This is a genomic window from Bacillus sp. FJAT-29790, from assembly GCF_019039215.1.
Lineage (GTDB): Bacteria > Bacillota > Bacilli > Bacillales > Cytobacillaceae > Cytobacillus.
In genome coordinates, this window is record NZ_JAHNZZ010000003.1 from 184,162 (window position 1) to 207,621 (window position 23,460).

Sequence of the window (23,460 nt, forward strand, 5' to 3'; positions counted from 1 at the left end):
CCTCTTTCAAAAAGGTCTCCATAGGCATATATATGAAGGTCTGAGGCAAAACTTGTATTTTTCTTGAATAAGTCTATTCGCTCAGGATAAGATGAAGAGGAATGATTGTCGCGATCAGACAGCTTACAATGGCATTTTCCGAATGATCAGCGTATATATATAATGAAAATAAACAGAAAAAGGTGAAGCCAATGAACGAAGGAAAACCAGTAGATTTAACGGAGCAAACAGCGCGGAAATGGCTAAAAGAGCGGGGGGTAGAAATTCAGGATATAGCGGACCTAGTCTTCTTTCTTCAGGAAAAATACCATCCAAATTTACAAATGGAGGATTGTATTCAAAACGTTGAGCGCGTCCTATCCAAAAGGGAAGTGCAAAACGCCGTCTTAACAGGCATTCAACTTGATGTGTTAGCCGAAGAAAAAAAACTCCTTGAACCTTTACAGTCGATCATCGAATCGGATGAGGGATTATACGGGGCGGATGAAGTGTTAGCCTTATCGATTGTAAACGTTTATGGATCAATTGGGTTCACAAACTTCGGTTATATTGATAAATTGAAGCCTGGGATTTTAAAGGATCTTAATGATAAAAATTCAGGCAAGTGCCATACATTCTTAGATGACATTGTCGGGGCGATCGCAGCAGCTGCTTCTAGTCGGTTGGCTCATAGGGCGCATGGGGTGAAGTAAGCAAGTAAAAACGGATGGAGCGCCTTCCTTTCCATCCGTTTTCTATGTGAATCATTCATTGTCGATCGGCTTACCCAGAACTTGGCCTTTTATGACAGAGGAATAACAAGCGCAGTGAAAGTAGGCCGAGCGACATTTACATACTGGAATCATGAATGTTTGATGATACTTTTAATCCTCTAGCACTGCTTGTATATATTTATTCAAATGAGTGGATTTTCGTGTGGGACAATCAGCAAACATACGAAAATATGATGTCTTCCCATCAAAAACAAAACGAAGTTTAAAAGTAGAAAGGATGCTGGGTACTTGCCCAAAAAGTACAAAACAAAAAGGGCGCCTCAAAATCAAAGTCTGGATTAAGAACCGCCCATTATTTTTAAAAAATATGCCAAGCATTAGCTTTCCTTAGTATCCATTTTGATTGTTCATTTGCCATTGCCAAGAATCGTTACACATATCGTCAATGCCCCTTCCAGCAGACCAATTTAGTTCTCTTTTCGCTTTCATCGTATCAGCAAAGCTAATAGCAATATCACCAGCCCTTCTACTCACCATTTTATACGGAATCTTCCGTCCCGAGGCTTGTTCAAATGCATGAATCATCTCTAAGACACTATAACCTTTACCCGTGCCAAGATTATACGTATGAACCCCCGTGTGCTTCATTATCCTTTCGAGTGCTTTCAAATGACCGCATGCTAAATCAACGACATGAATATAATCCCTTACCCCAGTGCCATCATGCGTATCATAATCATTTCCGAACACATTTAATTCAGCTAATTTCCCAACCGCCACTTGACTCATATAAGGAAAAAGATTGTTCGGAATCCCATTTGGAACTTCCCCAATCAGCCCGCTGCTATGCGCCCCAACGGGATTAAAATAACGCAATAAAGCGATGCGCCAATTAGGATCAGCATCAGCGAAATCTTGAAGCATTTTTTCACAGACTAATTTCGTCTGCCCGTACGGATTTGTCGCTTGAAGCGGATCGCTTTCACAAAATGGAACCCGATCCGAAAATCCGTAAACAGTGGCTGACGAGCTAAACACAAGCTTCTTCACGTTAAATTGATCCATCACTTCACACAGGTTAATTGTTCCCGCAACATTGTTCTGATAGTAGCGAAGAGGGACGGCCACTGATTCGCCCACCGCCTTTAGACCAGCGAAATGAATGACGGCTTCAATTTCCTGTTCAGAAAAAATCGTGGATATTGACTGCTTATCTTTTAAATCCACATCATACGTGATGAAGTCATTACCTGTAATCTCCCTTACCCGCTCTAACGCTGCCGGCTGACTATTAGAGAAATTATCAGCGACAACGATGTTATATCCCACCTGCAACAGCTCAACACATGTATGTGTGCCGATATAACCAGCGCCGCCGGTAACTAGGATTGTCATATTTCTTTCCTCCCATTTATGAATGTCCTAGTTTAATAAATATGTAGATAGCAAAAAAAAATCACGATATCTGGGGATATCGTGACTTTTTTAAAAAAGGGAAAATATATGAAGGGACTATCCAATATAATTGGTGTAAATTTCAGCCATTTGATGCCCGATATTTTTTAGTGAATATTTTTCAACAATACTTAAATTCCTTTGTCCGCATTCCTTTCTAAGATTGGATGATTCATAAAGCATCAAGACCCTTTCAGTAAATGCCTCGACATCATCAATGGCTGTCACAAATCCGTTCACACCGTCTACAACAAAATCGCGATTGCCGCGACAATCGGTTACAATCAAAGCTAACCCCGTCGCCATAGCCTCCATTACATTCAGCGGCAACCCCTCGCGTCTAGACGATGAAACCGAAAGATCGGACAACATCATTAAATTAGCAATATCTTTACGGTATCCAAGGAATTCCACGCATTCCAGAACTTATAGTTTGATAGCTTGTTCCTTATACTTTTCAGTACAATTCCCATCGCCGACAATAATATTTTAGATTGGGTATTTTTCCTTGTAATAAACTAACTGCTTCTATTAAAAGATCCTGGTGCTTATTTTCATTCAATTCCTCAACAAACAGCAAAATAAAATCGTCAAGCTGGTATTGATATGTCTTTCGTAATTCTGTTTTTAGTTCTTCCGTCTGGGGGGTGAATATTTTCAAATTGATCCCGACCCCATTTACCAGCTTTGTCGATTTTAACATGAACTTCTTTGCCCTAGCATAGTCTTCTTCATTAATGGTGATTAAACAGTCCGTGAAAGTTGCCAGCCATTTTTTAAGGGGATAATAAAGTAGCCAATTGGTGAATGGTGCTCCCTTAAAAAAGTGGAATCCATGGGCAGTGTAGAGTACCTTCGTACCCCTTTTCCTAGCCTTTTTCGCTGCAAGTCTCGTCAAGACCCCGCCCGTTGGGGTATGCCAATGAATGATTTGATAGTTGTGTTTTTTAATTAATTGCTTAAGTACCATATAAACCTTAACATTACCTAGTTTGAAAGGCGATCGTTCAAAAGGAATATTGTGCTTCACATCGGCAAATGGGATGTTTGCATTTCCGTTAGTTGCGACATGAACTTCGAAGTTTTGATCCTTGAACCATTTGAGATATGGTAGGTAGAAATGTAGGATATGGCTGTCGACAGCTGCAGTATATAATACCTTTTTTAATAATGACCGATTGAACATGATTCATTTATTCCTCCGGTGTAACGATAGTAAGCTCTGGGCATTTTCTTTTAATGTATGCCTTATGTGCGAATTTGTAACCTTAGAAAATTACTAGCGATCCCTTATAGTAGCAATTATGTTGAGCTCTTATCCTCCTACTACTATTTCATAATAGAAATAAAATGTTCTGCTAACTTTTTATAATCATGTTTGCTAATAATATATTCATACCCATTTTGCCCCATTTGCTTTCGCTCTTCTTCCGTTAGTTTCATTAATTTCAGTATTCCATCAGCAATTGCCTGAGGATTTTCTGGTTCAACAGAAACACCAGATTTACTTTCAGCTACTAAGTCATTTCCTGCTTCTATCGAATGTAGTACAGGCTTTTGAGACATCATATAATCAAATAGTTTATTAGGACTAACACCAAAACGATAAAGAGGTTGCCTTTGTAATCCTATATATAACACGTCCATTTTACTCAGAAAGTCTGGAATTGTATTTTTAGGAATCTCCTCAAAAAAATGAATGTTTTCCAAATTGTATTTTTTTGCCAGCCCTTTTAAATTTATTTTTTCAGGTCCTTTCCCAACCATTATCAAACTAATTGGATTTACTTTTAATAAGTTCACTGATTCTATTAAAATTTCCAATGAATTAGCAACCCCGTGTGCTCCTGCATAGCCAATTAAAAATTGCCCTTTTTCCTTCATTTCATTAATAAAAGCAGACATTTCTTTTGGTATTTTATTCAAGGGGCTGTTCCATTCATCAATATCAATACCGTTAGGAATATAATAAAATTTAACTGGATCTAATCCATGTTCAACCATATGCCCTTTCGCTTTTGGAAGAAGAGACACCACTAAATCACAATGTTTATATGCGAAATTTTCTGCTTGTTGCATAACCATTATGAAGGGATGATAACGTGACATTCCACCTAATTCCTTTGGAGAGAGTGGCCATAAATCATGTACCTCATAAATTAGTTTTGCTTTGGAAGCTTTAGCTATTGCTTTGGCCGGATAAATATCTAAAGGATAGGTAGAAGAAGCAATGACCACATTAGGATTAATTTCTTGTAATATTTTTGTTTTATATCGATAAATACTTTTTACAAAAGTCACCATATTCTTAATTCTTCCTAAACCATTTCCCTCATAGCTTGGAGTATTTATCCACACATAACGGATTCCATCAACTATTTCTGCCGTCCAATTTTGATCAATCTTTGGTTGTACATTTCTAACATGAGAATAAGAAGCCGCAATGATTGTTACATTGTGTCCTAATTTTACCCATTCACGTGCTAAGTAATAAGGACGATATTCCATTCCATGGTATTTAGATCCGGCATAGTGATTTATTAGCAAAATATTCATTTCATAAAACTCCTGTTTAATCCTAAGATTTATTGATTCATAATAATTTGATCATCTGGAACCTTCCGGTGTTTCTTAGCAGGGGATCCAACCACCCTAACGTCCCCTTCCCAGTTATTATAACGATATGTGGCATTGTCATTAATGACCTAAATAATTCCTATACTTTCTAGCGATATGAGCATAATTAATTAAAAAGGATATTTTATATTCATCATGTTTTCTAGGAGGCTCATTCATAATTTTGTTAAAATCTTTTCTTTTCATTTCCAAATATGATAAAATATACTCTATATCTTTATCCATTTCTTCATCGTCATAAAGAGGTTTCTCTAGCTCTTTTAATGCATCTTCTCTTGTGATTTGACCTGATATAATTAAGCTTGAAAGATGAGAAGTTCGTTTATCTATATTAAACTTTTTTGGTAAATAGTAAGTTTGAAAAAATTTTGTGAAGATATTTTCATAATGTTTTCCGCCATAATAATTAAAACCACAAAGTTCATTCAATTCATTAATGGCTCTTTCGCGATTATAATCAATAAAATTTAAAGGTAAAAGAATGTTTAAGTTTTTAAAGTACTTATTTGCAATATACTTTTCAAAGTACGAAGTTAAATGTAGTTTATTAATCCCTTTATCTCCAAATTCATTACTAATTGCTTTTATATGCGTTTTGTCCGCTGCATTATGCGCATTTCCCCTTTGGAGGATGGATTCAAGAGCAAAATTCGCCCCCGATAAAAAATATTTAATTTTATTACGCTTCGCATGATTATATAAACACGCCAATAAAATATTATCCTGCGGAATGGCAATATTCGGCACTCCAGCCTGGATAAACGCGCGCGTCAAATCCATGTATTGTTCTTTATCTGGTTTTTCAATAATAAGGTCAATGTTACAAAATTTAGTCAGCTTATTGATATTTTCCTCTGCTAAGATTGTATTGAAACCATCATCAATATGAATAGCAAGTATTCTCAGATTATATTTAGCAATCAAATATGCCAAGTATGACGAATCTAAACCTCCTGAAAGACCCATCATACAATCGTACTTTTTCCCCTCACCTTCTTTTTTTAACATTTTAATCATATTGTCTAATTTATTTTTCCCATGTTCATTCGGGAAATAAACATTCTTCATTCGCTCTAGACTATAATTACAATAATTGCAATTTCCATATTCATCAAAAGTAATTGTATCATCAGATCGATTATCCATTACACATCGATTACAAACTGTTCTTTTAGACATTAATAAGATCCCCTTATCATATCTTTAAAAATCTTCAATTTAATCCATAAAAATATTTAAATCAGATTTGCTTAATATATTTAGGATATTTAGGATTTACAAATTTTTACCAAAAGCGCCGATTATAGGAAAATATATCCAATTCCTTTCTTTGATCATAAAAAAAAGACCTCTTTCCTTTCCCAGCGAGTTCTAACAATTTAAAGCTTATTATAGTTTTTTCGCATCAATAATTCAGTGACGTTTCTCGTGTCTAATATTGCTGGAGCAATTTCACCAATTAGCTTGTAATCAAACACACTATGATTTGTAGCAATCATCGTTATATCAGCCTGCTTTATTAGTTCTTTTCTTAAAGTCTCAGTTTGATGGACTCCGTTATTCAATCTAAATTTTTCAATATACGGATCGACGACTGTCCACTCGGCTCCTAACTTTGTAAGTTTCTCTAATATCGGTAATACCGGCGACTCTCTATAATCATCAATATCTTTTTTATATGCGACTCCCAACACTAGGATTTTCGATCCTTTCATCGCCTTCCCCTGCTCATTTAATATATCAAAACACCGCTGCACCACAAAGTCTGGCATACTATCATTAATTTCTCCGGCAGTTTCAATCAACTTTGTGTGGTAATTATATTCTCGTGCTTTCCATGTAAGGTACCACGGATCAATCGGTATACAGTGACCTCCTAGTCCTGGCCCTGGATAAAAAGGCATAAATCCGTATGGCTTTGTTGCAGCTGCATCGATCACCTCCCATACATCAATTCCCATCTTATTACAAAGAATGGCCATTTCATTTGCTAAGGCAATGTTGATATTTCTAAATGTGTTTTCAAGAATTTTTTCCATTTCAGCAACCGCCGGGCTTGAGACTTTATGAACAGTTCCTTCTAAGACACTTTCATATAAAGCTGCAGCCACAGCCGTACAATTTGGTGTCATACCCCCAACTACTTTTGGCGTATTTTTTGTATTAAAAGTTTTATTTCCAGGATCGACACGTTCTGGAGAATAAGCAAGAAAAAAATCTTCTCCACAAACTAATCCTGATTCTTCCAATATTGGCTTTATTAATTCTTCAGTTGTTCCAGGATATGTCGTACTTTCTAAGACCACTAATTTTCCTTTTTGAAGATAATTTGCAATCGCCTTTGTCGAGCTTTCGATATGTTTCATGTTTGGTTGTTTGTAAATGTCCAATGGCGTTGGCACGCATATTGCCACAGCGTCAATATCTCTAATAAATGAAAAATCTGATGTAGCCATCAACTTTCCACTTTTAACCAAAGATTGAAGATCTGTAGGAATAACATCTCCTATATAATTTTCACCTTTATTAACTTTTTTCACTTTTTCTTCCTGTACATCGAAGCCGATTACTGTATAACCAGCTTTTGCTTTTTCAACCGCAAGCGGCAGACCTACGTACCCTAACCCGACTACTCCAACCCGGGCTGTTCTATTACTTAACTTTTCAATTAGTCGAACGGCTGCGTGACTCTCAATCATTTTTTCTGTCATAACATATCTCCTCGTAGAAAACTAGTTTGTTTTTCTCTGCTGATTCATAAAATGCCAGAACTAATTCAAGCACTTTTTTACCATCCTCATCTGTAACTGCTGGCGTTTTATTTTCATTAATTGCTTCGATTAAATCCTCAATAATTCTCTGGTGACCTGGTGTTCCCAACGGATCATTTTTTATTTTTTCTTTTAATCTCTCAGCTTCCCCTTCCGGCATTCCTTCAATTTGGATATGTTCAAAGTAGATTGCATTCGTCCCTCCGATTTTAACTGTTCCTTTTTCTCCAAAGATGGTAATTGATTCTTCAAAATTATGTGGATAAACGGTTGTGGATGCTTCGACTGTTCCAAGTGCGCCGGACTGAAAGCGAATCACACCAATTGATACATCCTCAGCTTCGATATTTCGCAACCGTGTTGCTTTCATACTGAAAATTTCTTTAGGCTTTCCCATAAACCACAATAGTAAATCAAGCGTATGAATTGCTTGATTCATTAACACTCCACCATCTTGCTGCTTCGTACCTCGCCACGGAGCTTGATTATAGTATTCCTGGTTTCGATGCCAATTTACTTTTGCACTAACATGGCTTATTTTCCCTAGAAGTCCTTGGTCGATTATTTTTTTCAACTCTTGTACCACTGGGCGAAAACGATTTGGATGCACCACCGATATTTTAATCTCGTTCACTTCAACCGCTTTAATGATCCGATTCGTTTCTTCAAGTGTCATTGCAATCGGTTTTTCTACTATAATATGCTTTTTAGTAGCGGCTACTTCTTCTACAAGTGCTGCGCGAAGACTGCTTGGCGTGCAAATGCAAATTACATCAATCGATGAATCTTTAAGCATCTCAGTTAAATCTGTATACGGCGTTGCTTGATATTGATACACATACGGTTCCATCGCCGATTCTATTTTGTCACAAATAGCTATTAATCTAGCATTCTGAATATTATTAATCGCAACAGCATGTTTCTTTGCAATAAATCCACAACCTACAATCGCAAAATTCATGATGGATGACCTTCCTTCTTAATCCTTAATTTATTAGCCCTTTATATAAATCAATGAGCTTCCTTTCTTCAATATTCCAATTGTACTTTTCTCGGATCGCTTTTACTCCATTTTCCCCCATTCGCTGTGCGATTGTGGGATTATTTAATAAAAAAGTTATTTGGTCTGCAACATCATCTATGTTTTCTGGGTCAACACAAATACCGAACTCATATTCTTCCATCACTTTTCTAGCATACGTATAGTCTGAAATAATAACAGGTAATCCCATCGACATATATTCGTATACTTTGGTGTTGAGAGTATCAACCTTAGGATATTGTCCTACGTCTAATATCGTTGATATACCTACATAACTTTCACTTAAAATAGCTGCAATTTCATTTCTAGAAATAACCCCTCGATAGTCTACTTTTGTATATTCAGGATAGCTTTTAATTTCCTCATAATACTCTTTTGAGCTAAATGGGCCGCACAATATAAGGTTAGCGGGAGTTTGGGCTATTGCCTTAACGAGATGAGTTATTCCTCTTACGTGCGCCAATGTTCCTACATAAACCGCAGTGTTTGATTTATTATCATTTTTAGAAAAATCTTTATTAAATACATTATTATCAGGTAAATTTTCGATAAAAATGGTGTGGTTTGAACGATTTTCAAAATAATTCACATTATTGATTGTGCAAACTGCAATCACTGCATCAAGCTTCTTACATATATAAGCCTCATAACTCATATACAATTTTGCAATTAATTTTCTGATCATCTTAGGAATATATTCTTTTATTTCAATCTGAATCCCATAAAACTCATGACTATCAAAAATAACTACTTTGCCTTTCTTTTTTAACTTCGCCGCATATGGCAGCAGTTCCGGGTCATGAATCTGGTAAATATCGGCACCTATTTTCACTGCCTCTTTATACAACTTTTTACTTGTAAAGATCATTCGATGCAGCCTGCTTTTAGCACTCTCCATCCCAATATATGTTACTCCATCTTTTTCAAAGCTTTCCCCCTGTGAAACAATATAAGGTTTCATTCCTATTTTAATTGCACTTGATGCTTCTCTTAGTAGCCGTGGAATGGCATTTTGAGGCGTACTTGTTATATGACATATTTTTACCATTTCCAACAGTTCCCCCCAAATATCGCTCGAATTTTTTCTCCTTACCTATTTCTATAAAAAACCGATTCTTTCATTGGATCTTGAAAGCCTTTAATATTTTTAACAAGCTCAGCTATAATTTTTTCGTTTAATTCATCTTTAAACACGTTTAATTTATCATTTTGAGTACTCAAATGATTGTAGTTCCACCAAATTGGGTGCGTTAATATATGCAATTTGTTATTTTTAATATGATTACATGCACAATCTTCACTCCAGTTATGATTTGAGTCAGATATATATTTAAATTCTTTAAAAAAGGTCTTGTCGTATGCATTAAATAAACCTTTTATTTTGAGACTTTTATTTAATAGATTTTTACCGGGACGATGAAAAGAGAAAGAAGAAATGTTGTGGTTTAATATTTTTGCTAAAATTTCAATCTCAATTTGAAGCTTTTCAACAATATCATTTGACTCAGGATAAGCCGTTGGGTCAAAATGTAGTCCTATATCATGACCCAAATCCAGAATATTTAGAAGTAATTTTGTTTGAGAGGGATCTAAAATATTATAAAATGGAGACGTTATCCAAACAAAATAAGTTGATTTAACCGCTAGATTGTTCTCAATTTGTGCAATATGATATGCAGCATCTATACTTTGATCAATATCATGCCTTAATATTACTAATTGTCCATTTGTCTGACTGTTGTTACGATAATTCTTATAAAAAAGAAAATTATACCCATTATTTTTTAGTAAATTTAGGATTTCCATGTAATGCTTGCTTGAAAAATCACATTTTTTCACATCTAACCCCCTCCCTATTTGATTAATTTTTCATCAAAAGAAACGTAATGAGTAAATACTTTATTAAATGCCTTGTTGTTTAAAGTAATTAATCGTTTCGTTGATCCCTTATTTTAAACTATAGGCTAGTTCCCAGTTCAACTTCATACTTATCCACGATTCCCAGCCTCTCTATTACAGTCACTATGATTCCCCCTATTATTAGCATGAGCAAAGTAGCCTACCTAATCTAACTAAGAAGTTTTGGCTATTCAGAAAAATCCATGAAAATAGGATTTAATCTATTCTTTTGTTCTAACCCATTGGATGCTCATATATCGATAATTTTATTCGTTCTAAAGAACGAATAGTCATAACTAAAGACGCCGCTCAAAAAAAGAGCGACTCTCCTATTTCATAATTTACAAAAATGAAGCCATTTATTTATTTTAATATTTTAATTCTGGTAGGTCCTTCTTTATATATTCTTTTTCCATTTTTTACGAAAGGGCATCTAACCCGTCCTCACAGCATGATCGAGTACCTCCATTAATATTGTTAAGGAGACATCACCATTAAAAACTTATATGTTTTTAATAAAAAGTAGTCAAGTAAAAAAATGGCCTTGCAATTACAACAAAGAAAACAGCTATATCTACCTAATTCATTTGGAACCAATTGGGAAATACCACCTAAATTGGAATACGACTTCACTTCACATGCTCTACGATACTCGTATTATGATCACGACTATACGAATTACTGTATGTCCCGTCTTCGCATGTTTTTTACATATTTATTTGGAATTCCCCTCCAGAATTTCTCTTACTGCTTCCATGACACGTCGTTGATCCATTTCTGTCATTTTTGTGTAAATTGGTAAACTCACTGCTTGTTCATAGATTTTGAGAGAACGGGGATAATCGGACGGTTTAAGCTTATACTCATTTCTCCAAAAAGGATGGAGATGAAGGGGAATAAAATGAACACTGCATCCAATTCCTTTCTCAGCCATTTTTTCAATGAATTCGTTACGCGTAATAGTCAAAGGTTCACCCAACCTGAGAACATACAAATGCCAGGAATGGACATCGCCAGCTATGGGTTTCGGAGGCAAAATAACAGGTTGATCGGCCAATTCCTCATCATAGTAGGCAGCGATTTGAGTTCTTTTTTCTTTAAAAGTCCAAATCTTTTTCAATTGATGAATTCCTAAAGATGCAGCAACATCTGTCATATTATACTTAAAACCTGGGGCTATGACTTCGTAATACCAAGAAGGTGTTTTTGATACATATCGATTAAACACATCCCGGCTGATTCCATGTAGACGCATAACCTTGCACCGTCTGGCTATATCAGCATTATTAGTGACAATCATACCGCCTTCGCCGGTCGCTAACGTTTTTGTAGCGTAAAAACTAAATACCGTTGCATCGCTTTCAAGCGAGCCGATCAAAGAACCGTTACAAACCGCAGGGAGAGCGTGGGCAGCATCTTCTACTACCCGAATGCTATATTTACGGGCAATTGCCAAAATTTCTCCCATTTCACATGGAAGACCGGCAAAATGTACTGGAATAATCGCTTTTGTACGAGGTGTGATCGCCTGTTCAATTTTTAAAGGGTCAATATTGAAAGTATTTTCATCTATATCGACAAAAATGGGATTGGCTCCTAAATATCGGATTACTTCAGCAGTTGCCGTAAAAGTGTAAGGTGTGGTTATGACTTCATCGCCTGGTCCCACTCCAATTGCCTCCAACACCAGATGGAGACCCGCAGTCGCCGAATTGACGGCGATTGCTTCACTTCCGCTTTTCCCAATAAATTGGGAAAACTCTTCCTCAAATCGTTTCGTTTTCGGGCCCGTTGTCAGCCAGCCTGAACGGAGAGAATCAACCACCTCATTTATTTCATTTTCATCAATATCAGGCAGGGCAAAAGGTAGAAATTGATCCACTTATTTTCTCCCCCTTCGTCTTCATTGGTTAATCAGCAATTGTTCTGCAGGAACGGCTTTAAGTTCTTTTGCAGGTATGCCAGCTACTATTTGTTTGGCCTTTACATCCTTTGTTACCACACTTCCAGCTGCAACCGCTCCATCCTCGTGGATGACTTTACCTGGAAGAATTGTTGCATTTGCCCCAACCCGGCCGCCTTTCTTAATGGTAACCCCTTTGATTTCGTTAAGCCTTTCCTTTGTTCGAGACATGTAATTATCATTTGTTGTCACGACATTTGGAGCAATGAAGACAAAATCCTCTATATCTGAATAGGCAGTAATGTAACAATTTGTTTCAAGCTTACACTTAGAGCCAATTTTACAATCATTCTCGACTGCTACTCCACGGCCAATTATCGTTTTTTCACCGATAGAAACCCTTTCTCGAACAGTCGCTAAATCGGCAATAAATACATCGTTTGCGATAATTGCATTTGCATAGATAATAGCGGATGTCCCGATTGTACAACCTGCGCCAATAACAGTTGGTTTTAAGTTCATTTCTGCACGGCGAATTGAATTCTTGGCTGCAGTCGGCTGTTTCCCTATGACAGCATTATCTAAAATAACCGTATCGTTTCCAATCTCACATCCTTCATAAATAACAACATTATTCCCAATGGTAACACCCCTTCCAAATTTTACATTTTCACCAATCACAACGTTGTTCCCAATATTATATTTTTTAGACATTATTCCCTACCTCCCCTATAAAAAGGATAAAATCCCACTTACAATTCTTTCAGATGCACAACCATCTCCGTAGATTTGTACTGTTTTATCTGGGATATGACTGCGGTTAAGAAGCATTGAGAGATCTTCAGCCAGAGGATCAATCAATTGATTCCAGCCGCTATTAATCGTTTCTATCCACTCAGTCTCGTCCCGGAGCGTAAAGCAAGGTACTTGGGCAAAATACGCTTCTTTCTGGACACCACCTGAATTAGTAATAATCCCTTTTGCTTGATTTTCCAATAACAGCATTTCTAAATATGAAACCGGCTCTATTAGTTTAATATTTTTCGAATTTCGTAGAAAATTATACAATCCAAACTTTTTCAACATTTCTGCTATTCTTGGATGAATGGGAAAATAACTTTTTCCTGTATATCTAGAAGCCCCTTAACAATTGCTTTCATTCTGCCAGGATTGTCGGTATTTTCAGCCCGATGAATAGTAGCTAAATAATATCCTTTTTCCTTCAAAGTGAATTTGTCCAAACCAAACCATTCTTGAGCTTTTTTGGAATTTAAAGGGAAGTCGTCGTACATTACATCTCCAACTAAATATACATTTTTTCAAAATTTTCCACTCTTAAATTTTCAATCGCAGTTTGTGTTGGAGCAAAAAGCAGCGATGACATGTGATCTGTTAGAACACGATTTATTTCTTCTGGCATTTTCTTATTGAAACTTCTAAGACCGGATTCTATATGTATGACTGGAATGTGCAGTTTGCTGGCTGCCACTGCCCCTGCCAATGTTGAGTTTGTATCCCCATATAAGATTACAGCTTCCGGTCTTTCAATTAGTAAAACCTTCTCTAATTTTATTAACATCTGCCCCGTCTGCTCTCCGTGAAAGCCGGAACCTACCTCAAGGTCATAGTCTGGCTTTGGAATATTTACTGATCAAAAAAACTTCAGACAATGTATAATCGTAATGTTGACCTGTATTAATCAAAATCTCTTTAAATGATTGGCGTAGAACCCGAGAAACTGGAGCAAGTATAATAAAATGGGGTCTTGCCCCAACAACTGTTACAATTTTCCTCATAAATTTTCTCCTATTAAATGCGACGTTCATAAAAATCACTTATTTTTTCCACAATAAAAATCTGTTGCCCTTCTGTTAATTCTGGAAAAATTGGCAATGATAAAACTTCAATAGCTGCCTTCTCAGCCAGAGGAAAATCACCCTTTTTATAACCGAGGTCAGCAAATACAGGTTGAAGATGTAAGGGTATCGGATAGTAGACGATTGTATCAATACCATGTTCGGATAAATAGGCTTTCAGTTCATTACGTCTTTCCGCTTTAATTGTATATTGATGGTAGATATGATGATTTCCTTCTGATTCTATTGGCAGAACCACTTTATCGGGACACACTTTTGACAGTAAATTTGTATACAAATGGGCCTTTTCTCTCCGTAAATTGTTCCATGAATCCAAGTACAGGAATTTCACATTTAAAATGGCGGCCTGAATTTCATCTAATCGGCTGTTATATCCTAAAATTTGATGGTTATACCTCTCCTTGGCACCATGTACACGGATAAGTTTCATTTTCTCAGCCTGATTTTCATTATTTGTGACAATCATGCCACCATCCCCATACGCTCCTAAATTTTTCGTTGGAAAAAAGCTAAAACAAGCGGCGTCCCCAAGCCCCCCCACTTTTCTTCCTTTATATTTAGCACCAATGGCTTGAGCAGCATCTTCAATAACAAATAGGCCGTATTTATCCGCGACTTTTAAAATTGAATCCATATCCGCAGGCTGGCCATATAAGTGAACGGCGATAATTGCCTTGGTTTTACTCGTAATCTTTTGTTCTATTAAATTGGAATTGATGTTGAAAGTGTGAGGCTCTATATCTGCAAAAACAGGTATTGCTCCTGCCCTGGAAATCGCACCTGCCGTTGCAAAAAAAGTAAAAGGGGTGGTAATCACTTCATCACCAGGTCCAATACCGATGGCTGTTAAAGAAATATGGAGAGCATCACTTCCGTTCGCAACTCCAATCCCATACCTTACATTACTGTAAGCTGCAATATCTTCTTCCAACCTTCTAACATTTTCACCTAAAATGAAATGGGAGGCATTTAAGACAGACTGTATTTTTTCGTTTAACTCCCTCTTTATTTGCTCATATTGAACGGTTAGGTCTAACATCGGAATCTTCATGTTTTGTATCCTCCATTTTAAAAATATGAATAAAGGTTAGAAACAGTATTTTTAAGTCGATTACAAAAGAAAGATTCTCTACATATTGAAGATTAATTACCAATTTATCTGCCATTATTTCTTCAATATATGTTTTTTCAGGGTCACGACTTTTGGATAATTTCCTGCTTTCATTTCGGTACTTAATAGAAGCATAGTCGGTTATCCCTGGACGGATAAGGAAAACCTTTCTCTGTCCCTCATTGTATAATTTCGTATAGCGGGGGACCTCGGGGCGGGGGCCAACAAAGCTCATATCTCCTTTCAATACGTTATACAACTGCGGAAATTCATCTAATTTGTATTTTCTTAATGTCATCCCGACTTTTGTTATGCGCCGGTCATCTCCTACCGTAATTTGTTTTCCTGACTTTTCAGCATCTTTAACCATCGTCCGAAATTTATAAATGTAAAATTCCTTTTCGTTTCTGCCTATCCTAACTTGTTTAAAAAAGACAGGTCCTTTTGAATTCACCTTTACAGCGATACCAAGCAAAAGAAATAACCAGCAAAAACTAATTAAAAGAAAAAGGCTGCATACAATATCGAAAATTCTTTTTACAGATAATGTTATCTTTAGACGTTGCAATTGAACCTCTTTCATCAAAAGCACCTGGCTTTTGTCTGAAAAGTTTGGTTCTCCGTTTTATTTGTATGGAATCCATTGTAAGCATTAAGCACTTTTCTCCCTCCTTCACTTTAGTTTAAGTATGATTCCTTTTTCTGTAATGGGGATTCAAATGCATTCCCTCCAACTTTCCGATATACCTCCAATAAAACTTTTTCTTGTGTACCCCAATTATAGGTTTTCGCCAGATTTTGCGAATTTCGCGAAAGGTCTTGCAGATCCAGTTCCAGCATACATTCGATTGCCTGCTGGATAGAATCGGCAGTCCCCTCCTCAACTGTCATTCCGCACTTATATAGTTGAACGAATCGCCTTATTTCCGGTAAATTTCCTGTTAGTACTGGCAGGCCTGCCATAGTATATTCAAAAAACTTGTTAGGCAATGAGTAATAGTGATTTAAACAAGTATTTTCTGTAATTACGATCCCTATGTCCGCTGATGACGTATAATTCAATAGGTCTAGAGGGGAAACTGCCGCATGGTAAAAGATGCTCCCGCATGATGAAGCTGCAGATCTAACTTTTTCTTCCAAAGGTCCATTTCCCATCACAACCAGTACAATATCATCCCTTTGAATTTTTGAAAAAACTTCTAATAACAGTTCCAACCCCCTTTCTTCATATAATCCACCTTGGTATAGTAAAACTTTTTGGTCCTCCCGGATTGGGAAGCACTCCCGAAATTCATTATTTCTTCCTATTTTTTGGGGAATAGGACAATTCATCACTAAATATGGCTTTTGAACGTTATACCTTTTCGCATATTCATCAGCGATAGAATCGCACACGGTAATGACCGCATCTGCATAACGGATAAGCCGCCTTTCCAAAGCACACACAGCCAAGTATTTCCACCCTGTTAGTCCGAGTTCAGTTTCAAACTCGTGTGCATCGTAAATGATTTTTATTCTCCCTTTCGATACCAATTTAAAGAGGACAGCAATTGGCAGCGGTTCTAAATCATTGCAGTGAATAATATCGACATTACGATAGTCCTTCATGATACGAATGGCAAATTCTAAATATTTAACCCCCTGAACAAGCAAATGCTTTGACCACCTCCTTGTTTTTAATCGTATCCTGTGAACAGGAATTTCCTGAATGATTTCTTTTTCTTTCAAATCCGACTCATGTAAAGCTAAAACTTGAATGTCATAACCCGCCTTTTTGGTTGAAATGCATTCTTTTAATACTCTGGAATCATTTACAAAGTTGTTTAAGACAATCGACAGGACTTTTTTAATGACAATTCACCCCATTTTTCAATTCGTTTCCGAGTTGTCTTGAAAACCTCTTGTAATTCCTATTGGCGTTCGAAAGCTCATACCAGGTTTTATACGCATTTTCCCTTAAGTTATTTTTAAAGGAAGCCTCTAACCGGTAAAAGTTTTCAATATACCCGGCAAGTTCGATTGCAGTAATATCTTTTTTTACAAGCAGCCCATTTGAACCATTCACCAACTCCCCCGTCCCCCCTACATCTGTTCCGATAACCGGTACGCCAAAACTAAAAGCCTCCATAATGGAAACCGGTACTCCTTCACTCACACTTACATTCATAAATAAGTCAATTGGATTTTCATGATAGTACTGAATCACTTGTATGTTTGGCATACGCCCCAAAAAGCGGTAACTGATATTTCCTGGCAACCCCTTTGCAGATTCTAGCAATTCGTTTCTAAGAACTCCATCTCCTATATGGGTCCATTCAATATTAATTTTGCAATAGGACAAAGCAGCTATAAGAAGTTCCAACCTTTTAATGCGCCCTATATCCGAGCATGTAATAATTCTCAACACTCCATCGTTAGACTGCCCTGCTTTCTTTTTACTGCCTAAAACACCAAGACGGCTTATCGCCAAATTGTTTAACTGTGCATCTTTATCCTTTAAATACCTATAGCCGTCTGATGAAACCAAATACAACCGATCAAGTCTCTTGATTGCTTTTAGCTGCAAGGGGATATACGGTGGAACTTTTCGACAGGAATATAAGTCTCCTCCGTGGGCTCTTGCAACCGCCACCAGACTTGGAACTTTCTCTTTCAACATTGCCAATGATATAGCGCTCGGGTTGAACCAATAGGAATATAGTAAAATACTTTTCTCCTTATCCATTACATGCTTGAGCAAATAATTACGAATTTCAAATGCGGAAAGAACCCAACTAAGTAAGACTCTGAAACCTTTCCCATCAGCAAGGATGGCAGCTTTTATATCAGAAAAGATCCATTTTATACTTTGAGGGTCAAAACAAATCCGCAATAATCCCAAAAATCTTTTTAATTTCCAAAGCTTATGGGTAAAGTTGGGGATTGTATGCAATTTTGCATTAGCCGGCAATTTCCTTGGCTCGGTTTTCACTTTCCCAAAACAGCCGATAGGTATGATGACAATTTCATAAAAATGCTCCGCCAAATATTTAATCTCCGTTTCCAAAAACTCCTCACCTGGAGGGTAAGGGAAATGATGCGTTAATAAAACTAATGTATCGGCATCCTTATTCATATTTCCCCCTCTTTATATGTTTATATGACTCTTTATCTGCTATTCTACTTATGCCATGACGCAATTCCCGTATTCCATTCTTCTATATTTCTAGCGGCATAAATAAATCCAATAACAAGCCATGTCGGATAAATGACAAATAAATCAATGAAAAAAAATTCAATCATAAAGGAAAGAAAAGTAAGCAAAAGAACATCGGAGATCCCCGGTTTTTTTTGAATCATTTTGATAAGCGGCCTAACCATATCCACTATCAGGAAATATACAAAGGCTAAAAATCCGAATAACCCCAATTCAGCAAAAGTCATAAGATAAAGATTATGGGCACCCATACCTTCCCTGATATACCAAGTGCGGGCCGATTCGAAGTATTGATTAAAAACGATTCTAAAATTATCAAACCCGACCCCAAATAGGAAGTTTTCTGAAATCATGGCTAAACCAATCTTCCAAATATCCAATCTGCCAGCACCCCTGTCAGATAAGGTTACAATTGAAAGGGCACGGTCACCGAAATGACTCGGCATTATCATCAGGAGGAAAGCTATCATTGCAGAAAAAAACAAAATGAGGTGCCATTGCCGTCTATAAACAATATATACGAGGACAGTGATGATTAATGCAACGATAAAACTCCTTGTTTGTGTTGTTAAGGCAGCAAGCACTTGTAAAAAGACCCCAAGATAAAAGAACCATCTATACTTTATTCTTTTCACTTTCTGGGACAGTATGAGACATGTATAAATCCCCAAGTAAATATAGAAACCGACCACTGCGGGATTTTGAATTGGATTGACCGCTGCCCTTTCCTCAGGATTCTGTATGAATGATGCAAGAACAAAAATCGCACTTATCAAACTTCCAACAGTATAGCCGGCCAGCAAAAACCAAAAATCATATTCCTTTTTTACTAAGATAATAATGCAGATAGCAAATAGTAGCATTTGCAGTATTGAACCGATCCGGTTTAAAGACGCCATTTGGTCTGCTGCCCAAAAAGAGGACATAGCCGCATAAAAAAGAATAATATATAAAGAGGTATATTTTTGATACCCTCTCTGGCCAATCATCTCATTTCCTATCAGAATCCTTATTAAAATCCCCAATAATAGGACAGCTAACATTTTGTTCAAGCTGATAAAAAAGTGATTTGCTTCGAACTCCTCTGCTAAAGGTGTTATTACCATGATAATAAATAACACCCACAAAGGTTTTTTAATCACTAGAATAGCGGAGGCGAACAGAATTGATATAAACAAAAGTTTTATATTATAACCGAGATAGCCAATTAACGGTGCAAGCAATAGAAAGATAAAGAGGAACTTCGACTGGTCTTTTGTAAAACGGGATAACACCTTTTGCATACACTATCGATCCTTTTCTCCATAATGAAAAAAGTGGCCTTGCGCATCATTTATATAGATTCCACGGATTTCCCCATTTTTTTATTTTTTGCTAAATTAACGATCCAAAAGCCGTATACTAGTGTATAAAGGAATCCCATCCCTCCCATGATCGCTAAACCGATATATATATGCTGTACTACCTTGCTAATGATGAAAAATATTACAAGTACAAATAAATTAAAAGTTACACTCAAATAAAAGGCAGTCTTTTGCCTATTTAAGATGATTGGGATATGGCTCGTTGGTGAAACAACAAAATTTGCAAGCATCCATGGTGAAATTAGTTGGGCATATACTCCCGCCTCTCTCCAACTTTCACCAAATGTCCACTCAAAAAGCATAGGAGCAAATAAGATAATGATCAAAAAAACAGGTGTACCAAATAGAGCTAAAAGAATCATCGTCTTTCTGATAAAAATCTGCAAATCACCGTTGCTATTATAAATTTCGGTTGATTTTTGATAAATAACTTGTGAAACGGATGAACTGATCAAACCTGCGGGGAGTTTTAACATTCTCATTGTGAATGAATAGTAGCCTAGTATCGTGCTGCCAAAGATGGATGCAATAATGAACACAACCCCATTCTCCTTAATCATGTCAAGAAAAGCATGGAAAGAATTGATTTTAGGAAAATCCTTGTATTTTTTTGCATTTTTTATCATTTGTTCCTTGTTTAATAGATTTTTGTATGGATGATCTTCTTTCCAAAGTTGCCTGGCAAAAATGCCTGTTGCCAACAATTGTCCGATAATGAGAGAACCAATGAGCCCTGAAAATTTTACGCCTGTTGACCCAAACAACAAATTACATAAAGCTGTTAAACCTGATTGATTTATTTTGGAGGCTGTCATTCTTTTATATTGCTTACGACGGTTAGCCCAATAGGTCAATGCTTGATAAACTCCCGTACATAGGATAGATAGAGGAATAAAATACAGCAACGACGAAATATCAGGTTCATTTAATAGTCCCACAATTTTTGAGTGGAACAGCATCACTATCACCAAAGAGATAAGACTGATAATTGATGCTATAACTATGGATAATCCAAAAAGGTTAACTGCATCTTCTTCGTTATCCGGCAGCATAATAGCCAGTTCATAACGCGCGGTCGCAACTACAGAAATAATCGAAAAAATTGATACATACAACGCAAAAACACCAAATTCTTTTGGAGAATATAAACGTGTAATAATAGGGGAAACCGCAATGGGAATAGCTTGAGACAAAATGCTTCCTGTTAAAAGGACAAATATATTACGAGAAAACTCTCCTACACTAAACATATTCATGAGTTTATTGAACAAAACAATGCGATCCCCCCTTGCGATTTTTAATTGCATTCCCTACCCATAAATGCTTATAGATTCTTCAAGACTGGCAGGATTGTTACAGCCACTTCAATTACTCCCAAAGTCCCAGATCACCACTTTTGCAGAAGAAAGTATGTCGTTTAATGATTCCCTTATATCTTCATCTCCTAAATCCAAAGTGAATTCTAATTTTGATAACTTTCTATTAAACTCTTCCGTCCCCTGCTTCCCAGAACATTACCAAAGCGTGCAGCTGTATATTTAGTATCACTATTCAAATTGAAGTCTTGAATTAACATTTCTTCTACACGCTTGGTAGTGCCCATAATGCTCATAGGATTAACTGCTTTGTCTGTTGAAATCAATACAAATCTTTCTCCCTTCTGTGCACATCGCTAAATTTTTGGTCCAAAAATATTATTCTTAACTGCTTCTGAAGAATTTTTTTCCATAAGGGGTAAATGCTTATGGGCAGCCGCATGAAAAATAACCTGTGGACGAAAAGTTTGAAATAGCCGTTCTAATCTTTTCAGATCCTTAATATCAGCGATAAGCGGCTCAATATTTATGTCTGAATATTTTTGTTTAAGCTCCAATTCGATTGAGTAAATACTATTTTCTCCATAACCAAGCAATAACACGGAGCGAGGATAAAACGTACATATTTGTTGGCAAAGCTCAGAGCCTATTGACCCTACAGCACCAGTAACAAGAACAACCTTATCATCTATATAACCTGTAATATTTGGTAAACTTATCCTGACTGGTTCACATCCGAGTAAATCTTTTATATTTACATCTCTGATCTCCTTAATGGAGACTTTCCCATCAATTAAATCTTGTACTCGAGGAAGTATTTGTAATTTTGCAGTTGTTTGCTTACGTAGAATAATAATTTCTGTTATTTGTGTCTTAGACGCGGTAGGCATAGCGATTACAATATTATCAATTTTTTCCCTTTCTACGATCTGGAGAATTTTATCTCTTGTGACCCATAACGAAAATCCCCGAAAGCCCCAAATTTTGTTTATTCGGATCATCATCAACAAATGCAATCGGATAGAATTCTGCTTCTTTTTGATGCTGGAGCTGATTGACCACCATTCTGCCGGACCCTCCCGCACCAACGATTAATGCCCTGCGTTGATGCGGTTACCTTTTTATATAAAGAGACATGTACAACCTTCTTATGAAACGAGAAAATCCTATCAGAGGAGCAAACTCCCCATTGTGATAGCTTTTAAAATGGAGATTAACTCATTTACACTTGCAAAACGCCAAATTCTCTTATAAAATTTTGAAAAATACAGGACCATCAAATTAAGACATAAACCTACACCAATAAAAACTATGATATTACTTGTAAACCTTTCCCCTTTTCATTATTTGACCTTCAAAATCCAGTACAATGGCAGCTAATAAGCTAAAAATGATAATACACCCATCAATTGTGGTCAAAAAGAAAGACGCGCCATGCATACATCATAGGGCCTCATATGGAGTTTTCCAACAATTTCATCATTAAGGCAATTCTGTCACTAAATTCAGTTGTCAATTAAGGCAGAACCAATAATCTCTATACTTAAACGCTTCAAAACTTTTCCGGCTTTTACTACTTGTTGATTATTAACCACCCCTTTATTTACAATTAGGACAGCAGCGTCCACAGCTCTTAAAAACTTTTTTTGCAAAAGTTTACTGCTTAATGCCGGTCCATTGATCAGTAAAATGTCAAACTGACTTTTTACCTTAGTTAGGACATCATTGAACCTTTCTTCTTTTAATAGCTTTTTTGGCAGTATTGTTCTAGTGCCAGCAGGCAATATCGATAAATTCTCTTTATGTGGATGCAAGGATATCACATCGTAAATATCTAGGCCTTGAACTAAAATGTCCGTTAATCCTGGTGAGTTGGGTATGGAAAAGGAGCTGTGAATCGTCGGCCGGTCCATATTCGCATCGATCACTAACACCTTCTCTCCTTGACTTGCAAATAGGTGTGCAACATGTGGTACAGTTAACTTAGTTTTGGGCGACTCTCTTATAGGGATACATATAACGGTCTTGAATTTCTTAGACACTCTTATGTGTTGTAGGTTTCTTGATAAAGCTTCGAGCGGATTAGATCGATCTGCGCCCGTCTCAGAAATAAACATCCTGCCCGCTAACTCATCTTCCGTTACATTCCCTAACCAGTCGTTTTTCATTCATCTCA

20 protein-coding genes and 2 pseudogenes are annotated in these 23,460 nt (G+C 36.7%); 1 reads left to right on the forward strand and 21 read right to left on the reverse strand.

Features of this window, described 5'->3' with window-relative positions:
• The first annotated feature begins 191 nt into the window (after positions 1-191).
• Positions 192-692, forward strand: coding sequence for a phosphatidylglycerophosphatase A family protein (locus BGM26_RS17620; RefSeq protein WP_217041535.1), 501 nt, complete (start codon positions 192-194; stop codon positions 690-692).
• 408 nt (positions 693-1,100) lie between these two features.
• On the opposite strand, the gene galE is transcribed toward BGM26_RS17620, so the two are convergent.
• The 21 genes and pseudogenes from galE to BGM26_RS17730 all read right to left on the reverse strand — a co-directional run bounded on the left by galE (position 1,101) and on the right by BGM26_RS17730 (position 23,452).
• A complete protein-coding gene (gene galE / locus BGM26_RS17625) occupies positions 1,101-2,108 on the reverse strand; it encodes a UDP-glucose 4-epimerase GalE (RefSeq protein WP_217041536.1) in 1,008 nt (335 codons plus the stop codon).
• A 117-nt stretch (positions 2,109-2,225) separates the two neighbouring features.
• Complete coding sequence (locus BGM26_RS17630) at positions 2,226-2,582, reverse strand: glycosyltransferase (protein ID WP_217041540.1); 357 nt, start codon at positions 2,580-2,582, stop codon at positions 2,226-2,228.
• A gap of 43 nt (positions 2,583-2,625) precedes the next feature.
• The gene (locus BGM26_RS17635; RefSeq protein WP_217041542.1) at positions 2,626-3,354 is read right to left on the reverse strand and encodes a glycosyltransferase; all 729 of its coding nucleotides are present in this window, start codon (positions 3,352-3,354) and stop codon (positions 2,626-2,628) included.
• A gap of 143 nt (positions 3,355-3,497) precedes the next feature.
• Positions 3,498-4,724 carry a glycosyltransferase family 4 protein gene (locus BGM26_RS17640; protein ID WP_217041545.1) on the reverse strand — a complete coding sequence of 409 codons (1,227 nt, stop codon included), beginning with the start codon at positions 4,722-4,724 and terminating at the stop codon, positions 3,498-3,500.
• A gap of 141 nt (positions 4,725-4,865) precedes the next feature.
• Positions 4,866-5,984: an N-acetyl sugar amidotransferase gene (locus BGM26_RS17645; protein ID WP_217041555.1), complete on the reverse strand. Its 1,119-nt coding sequence runs from the start codon at positions 5,982-5,984 to the stop codon at positions 4,866-4,868.
• A 200-nt stretch (positions 5,985-6,184) separates the two neighbouring features.
• Positions 6,185-7,516, reverse strand: coding sequence for a nucleotide sugar dehydrogenase (locus BGM26_RS17650; protein WP_217041556.1), 1,332 nt, complete (start codon positions 7,514-7,516; stop codon positions 6,185-6,187).
• On the reverse strand, positions 7,497-8,537 hold the full coding sequence (locus BGM26_RS17655) for a Gfo/Idh/MocA family protein (protein WP_217041557.1): 1,041 nt from the start codon (positions 8,535-8,537) through the stop codon (positions 7,497-7,499). The genes BGM26_RS17650 and BGM26_RS17655 overlap by 20 nt, the downstream gene beginning before the upstream one ends.
• Positions 8,538-8,562: 25 nt before the next feature.
• Positions 8,563-9,666: a glycosyltransferase gene (locus tag BGM26_RS17660; protein WP_254119727.1), complete on the reverse strand. Its 1,104-nt coding sequence runs from the start codon at positions 9,664-9,666 to the stop codon at positions 8,563-8,565.
• Between the two features lie 41 nt (positions 9,667-9,707).
• Positions 9,708-10,457: a polysaccharide deacetylase family protein gene (locus BGM26_RS17665; RefSeq protein WP_217041558.1), complete on the reverse strand. Its 750-nt coding sequence runs from the start codon at positions 10,455-10,457 to the stop codon at positions 9,708-9,710.
• Between the two features lie 775 nt (positions 10,458-11,232).
• On the reverse strand, positions 11,233-12,399 hold the full coding sequence (locus BGM26_RS17670; RefSeq protein WP_217041560.1) for a DegT/DnrJ/EryC1/StrS family aminotransferase: 1,167 nt from the start codon (positions 12,397-12,399) through the stop codon (positions 11,233-11,235).
• Between the two features lie 21 nt (positions 12,400-12,420).
• The gene (locus tag BGM26_RS17675; protein ID WP_217041562.1) at positions 12,421-13,134 is read right to left on the reverse strand and encodes an acyltransferase; all 714 of its coding nucleotides are present in this window, start codon (positions 13,132-13,134) and stop codon (positions 12,421-12,423) included.
• Positions 13,135-13,149: 15 nt separating this feature from the next.
• A pseudogene (wecB, locus tag BGM26_RS17680) lies at positions 13,150-14,062 on the reverse strand (non-hydrolyzing UDP-N-acetylglucosamine 2-epimerase).
• Positions 14,063-14,229: 167 nt separating this feature from the next.
• Positions 14,230-15,348 (reverse strand): DegT/DnrJ/EryC1/StrS family aminotransferase, encoded by a 1,119-nt coding sequence (locus tag BGM26_RS17685; RefSeq protein WP_217041564.1) that lies wholly within the window; start codon positions 15,346-15,348, stop codon positions 14,230-14,232.
• Complete coding sequence (locus BGM26_RS17690) at positions 15,311-15,991, reverse strand: sugar transferase (protein ID WP_217041565.1); 681 nt, start codon at positions 15,989-15,991, stop codon at positions 15,311-15,313. Before BGM26_RS17690 ends, BGM26_RS17685 begins: the two co-directional genes overlap by 38 nt.
• Before the next feature lie 95 nt (positions 15,992-16,086).
• Complete coding sequence (locus tag BGM26_RS17695; protein WP_367949361.1) at positions 16,087-17,265, reverse strand: glycosyltransferase; 1,179 nt, start codon at positions 17,263-17,265, stop codon at positions 16,087-16,089.
• A complete protein-coding gene (locus BGM26_RS17700; RefSeq protein WP_217041573.1) occupies positions 17,255-18,523 on the reverse strand; it encodes a glycosyltransferase in 1,269 nt (422 codons plus the stop codon). Before BGM26_RS17700 ends, BGM26_RS17695 begins: the two co-directional genes overlap by 11 nt.
• A 44-nt stretch (positions 18,524-18,567) precedes the next feature.
• Entirely contained in the window at positions 18,568-19,887 is a 1,320-nt protein-coding gene (locus BGM26_RS17705; protein WP_217041574.1) for an O-antigen ligase family protein, read from the reverse strand.
• Between the two features lie 50 nt (positions 19,888-19,937).
• Entirely contained in the window at positions 19,938-21,239 is a 1,302-nt protein-coding gene (locus BGM26_RS17710) for a lipopolysaccharide biosynthesis protein (RefSeq protein WP_217041576.1), read from the reverse strand.
• Positions 21,240-21,430: 191 nt separating this feature from the next.
• Positions 21,431-22,174 (reverse strand): annotated as a pseudogene (locus BGM26_RS17720) (polysaccharide biosynthesis protein).
• A gap of 49 nt (positions 22,175-22,223) precedes the next feature.
• Complete coding sequence (locus BGM26_RS21845; RefSeq protein ID WP_217041581.1) at positions 22,224-22,349, reverse strand: nucleoside-diphosphate sugar epimerase/dehydratase; 126 nt, start codon at positions 22,347-22,349, stop codon at positions 22,224-22,226.
• A gap of 440 nt (positions 22,350-22,789) precedes the next feature.
• The gene (locus BGM26_RS17730) at positions 22,790-23,452 is read right to left on the reverse strand and encodes a CpsD/CapB family tyrosine-protein kinase (protein ID WP_217041582.1); all 663 of its coding nucleotides are present in this window, start codon (positions 23,450-23,452) and stop codon (positions 22,790-22,792) included.
• Between the last annotated feature and the right edge of the window lie 8 nt (positions 23,453-23,460).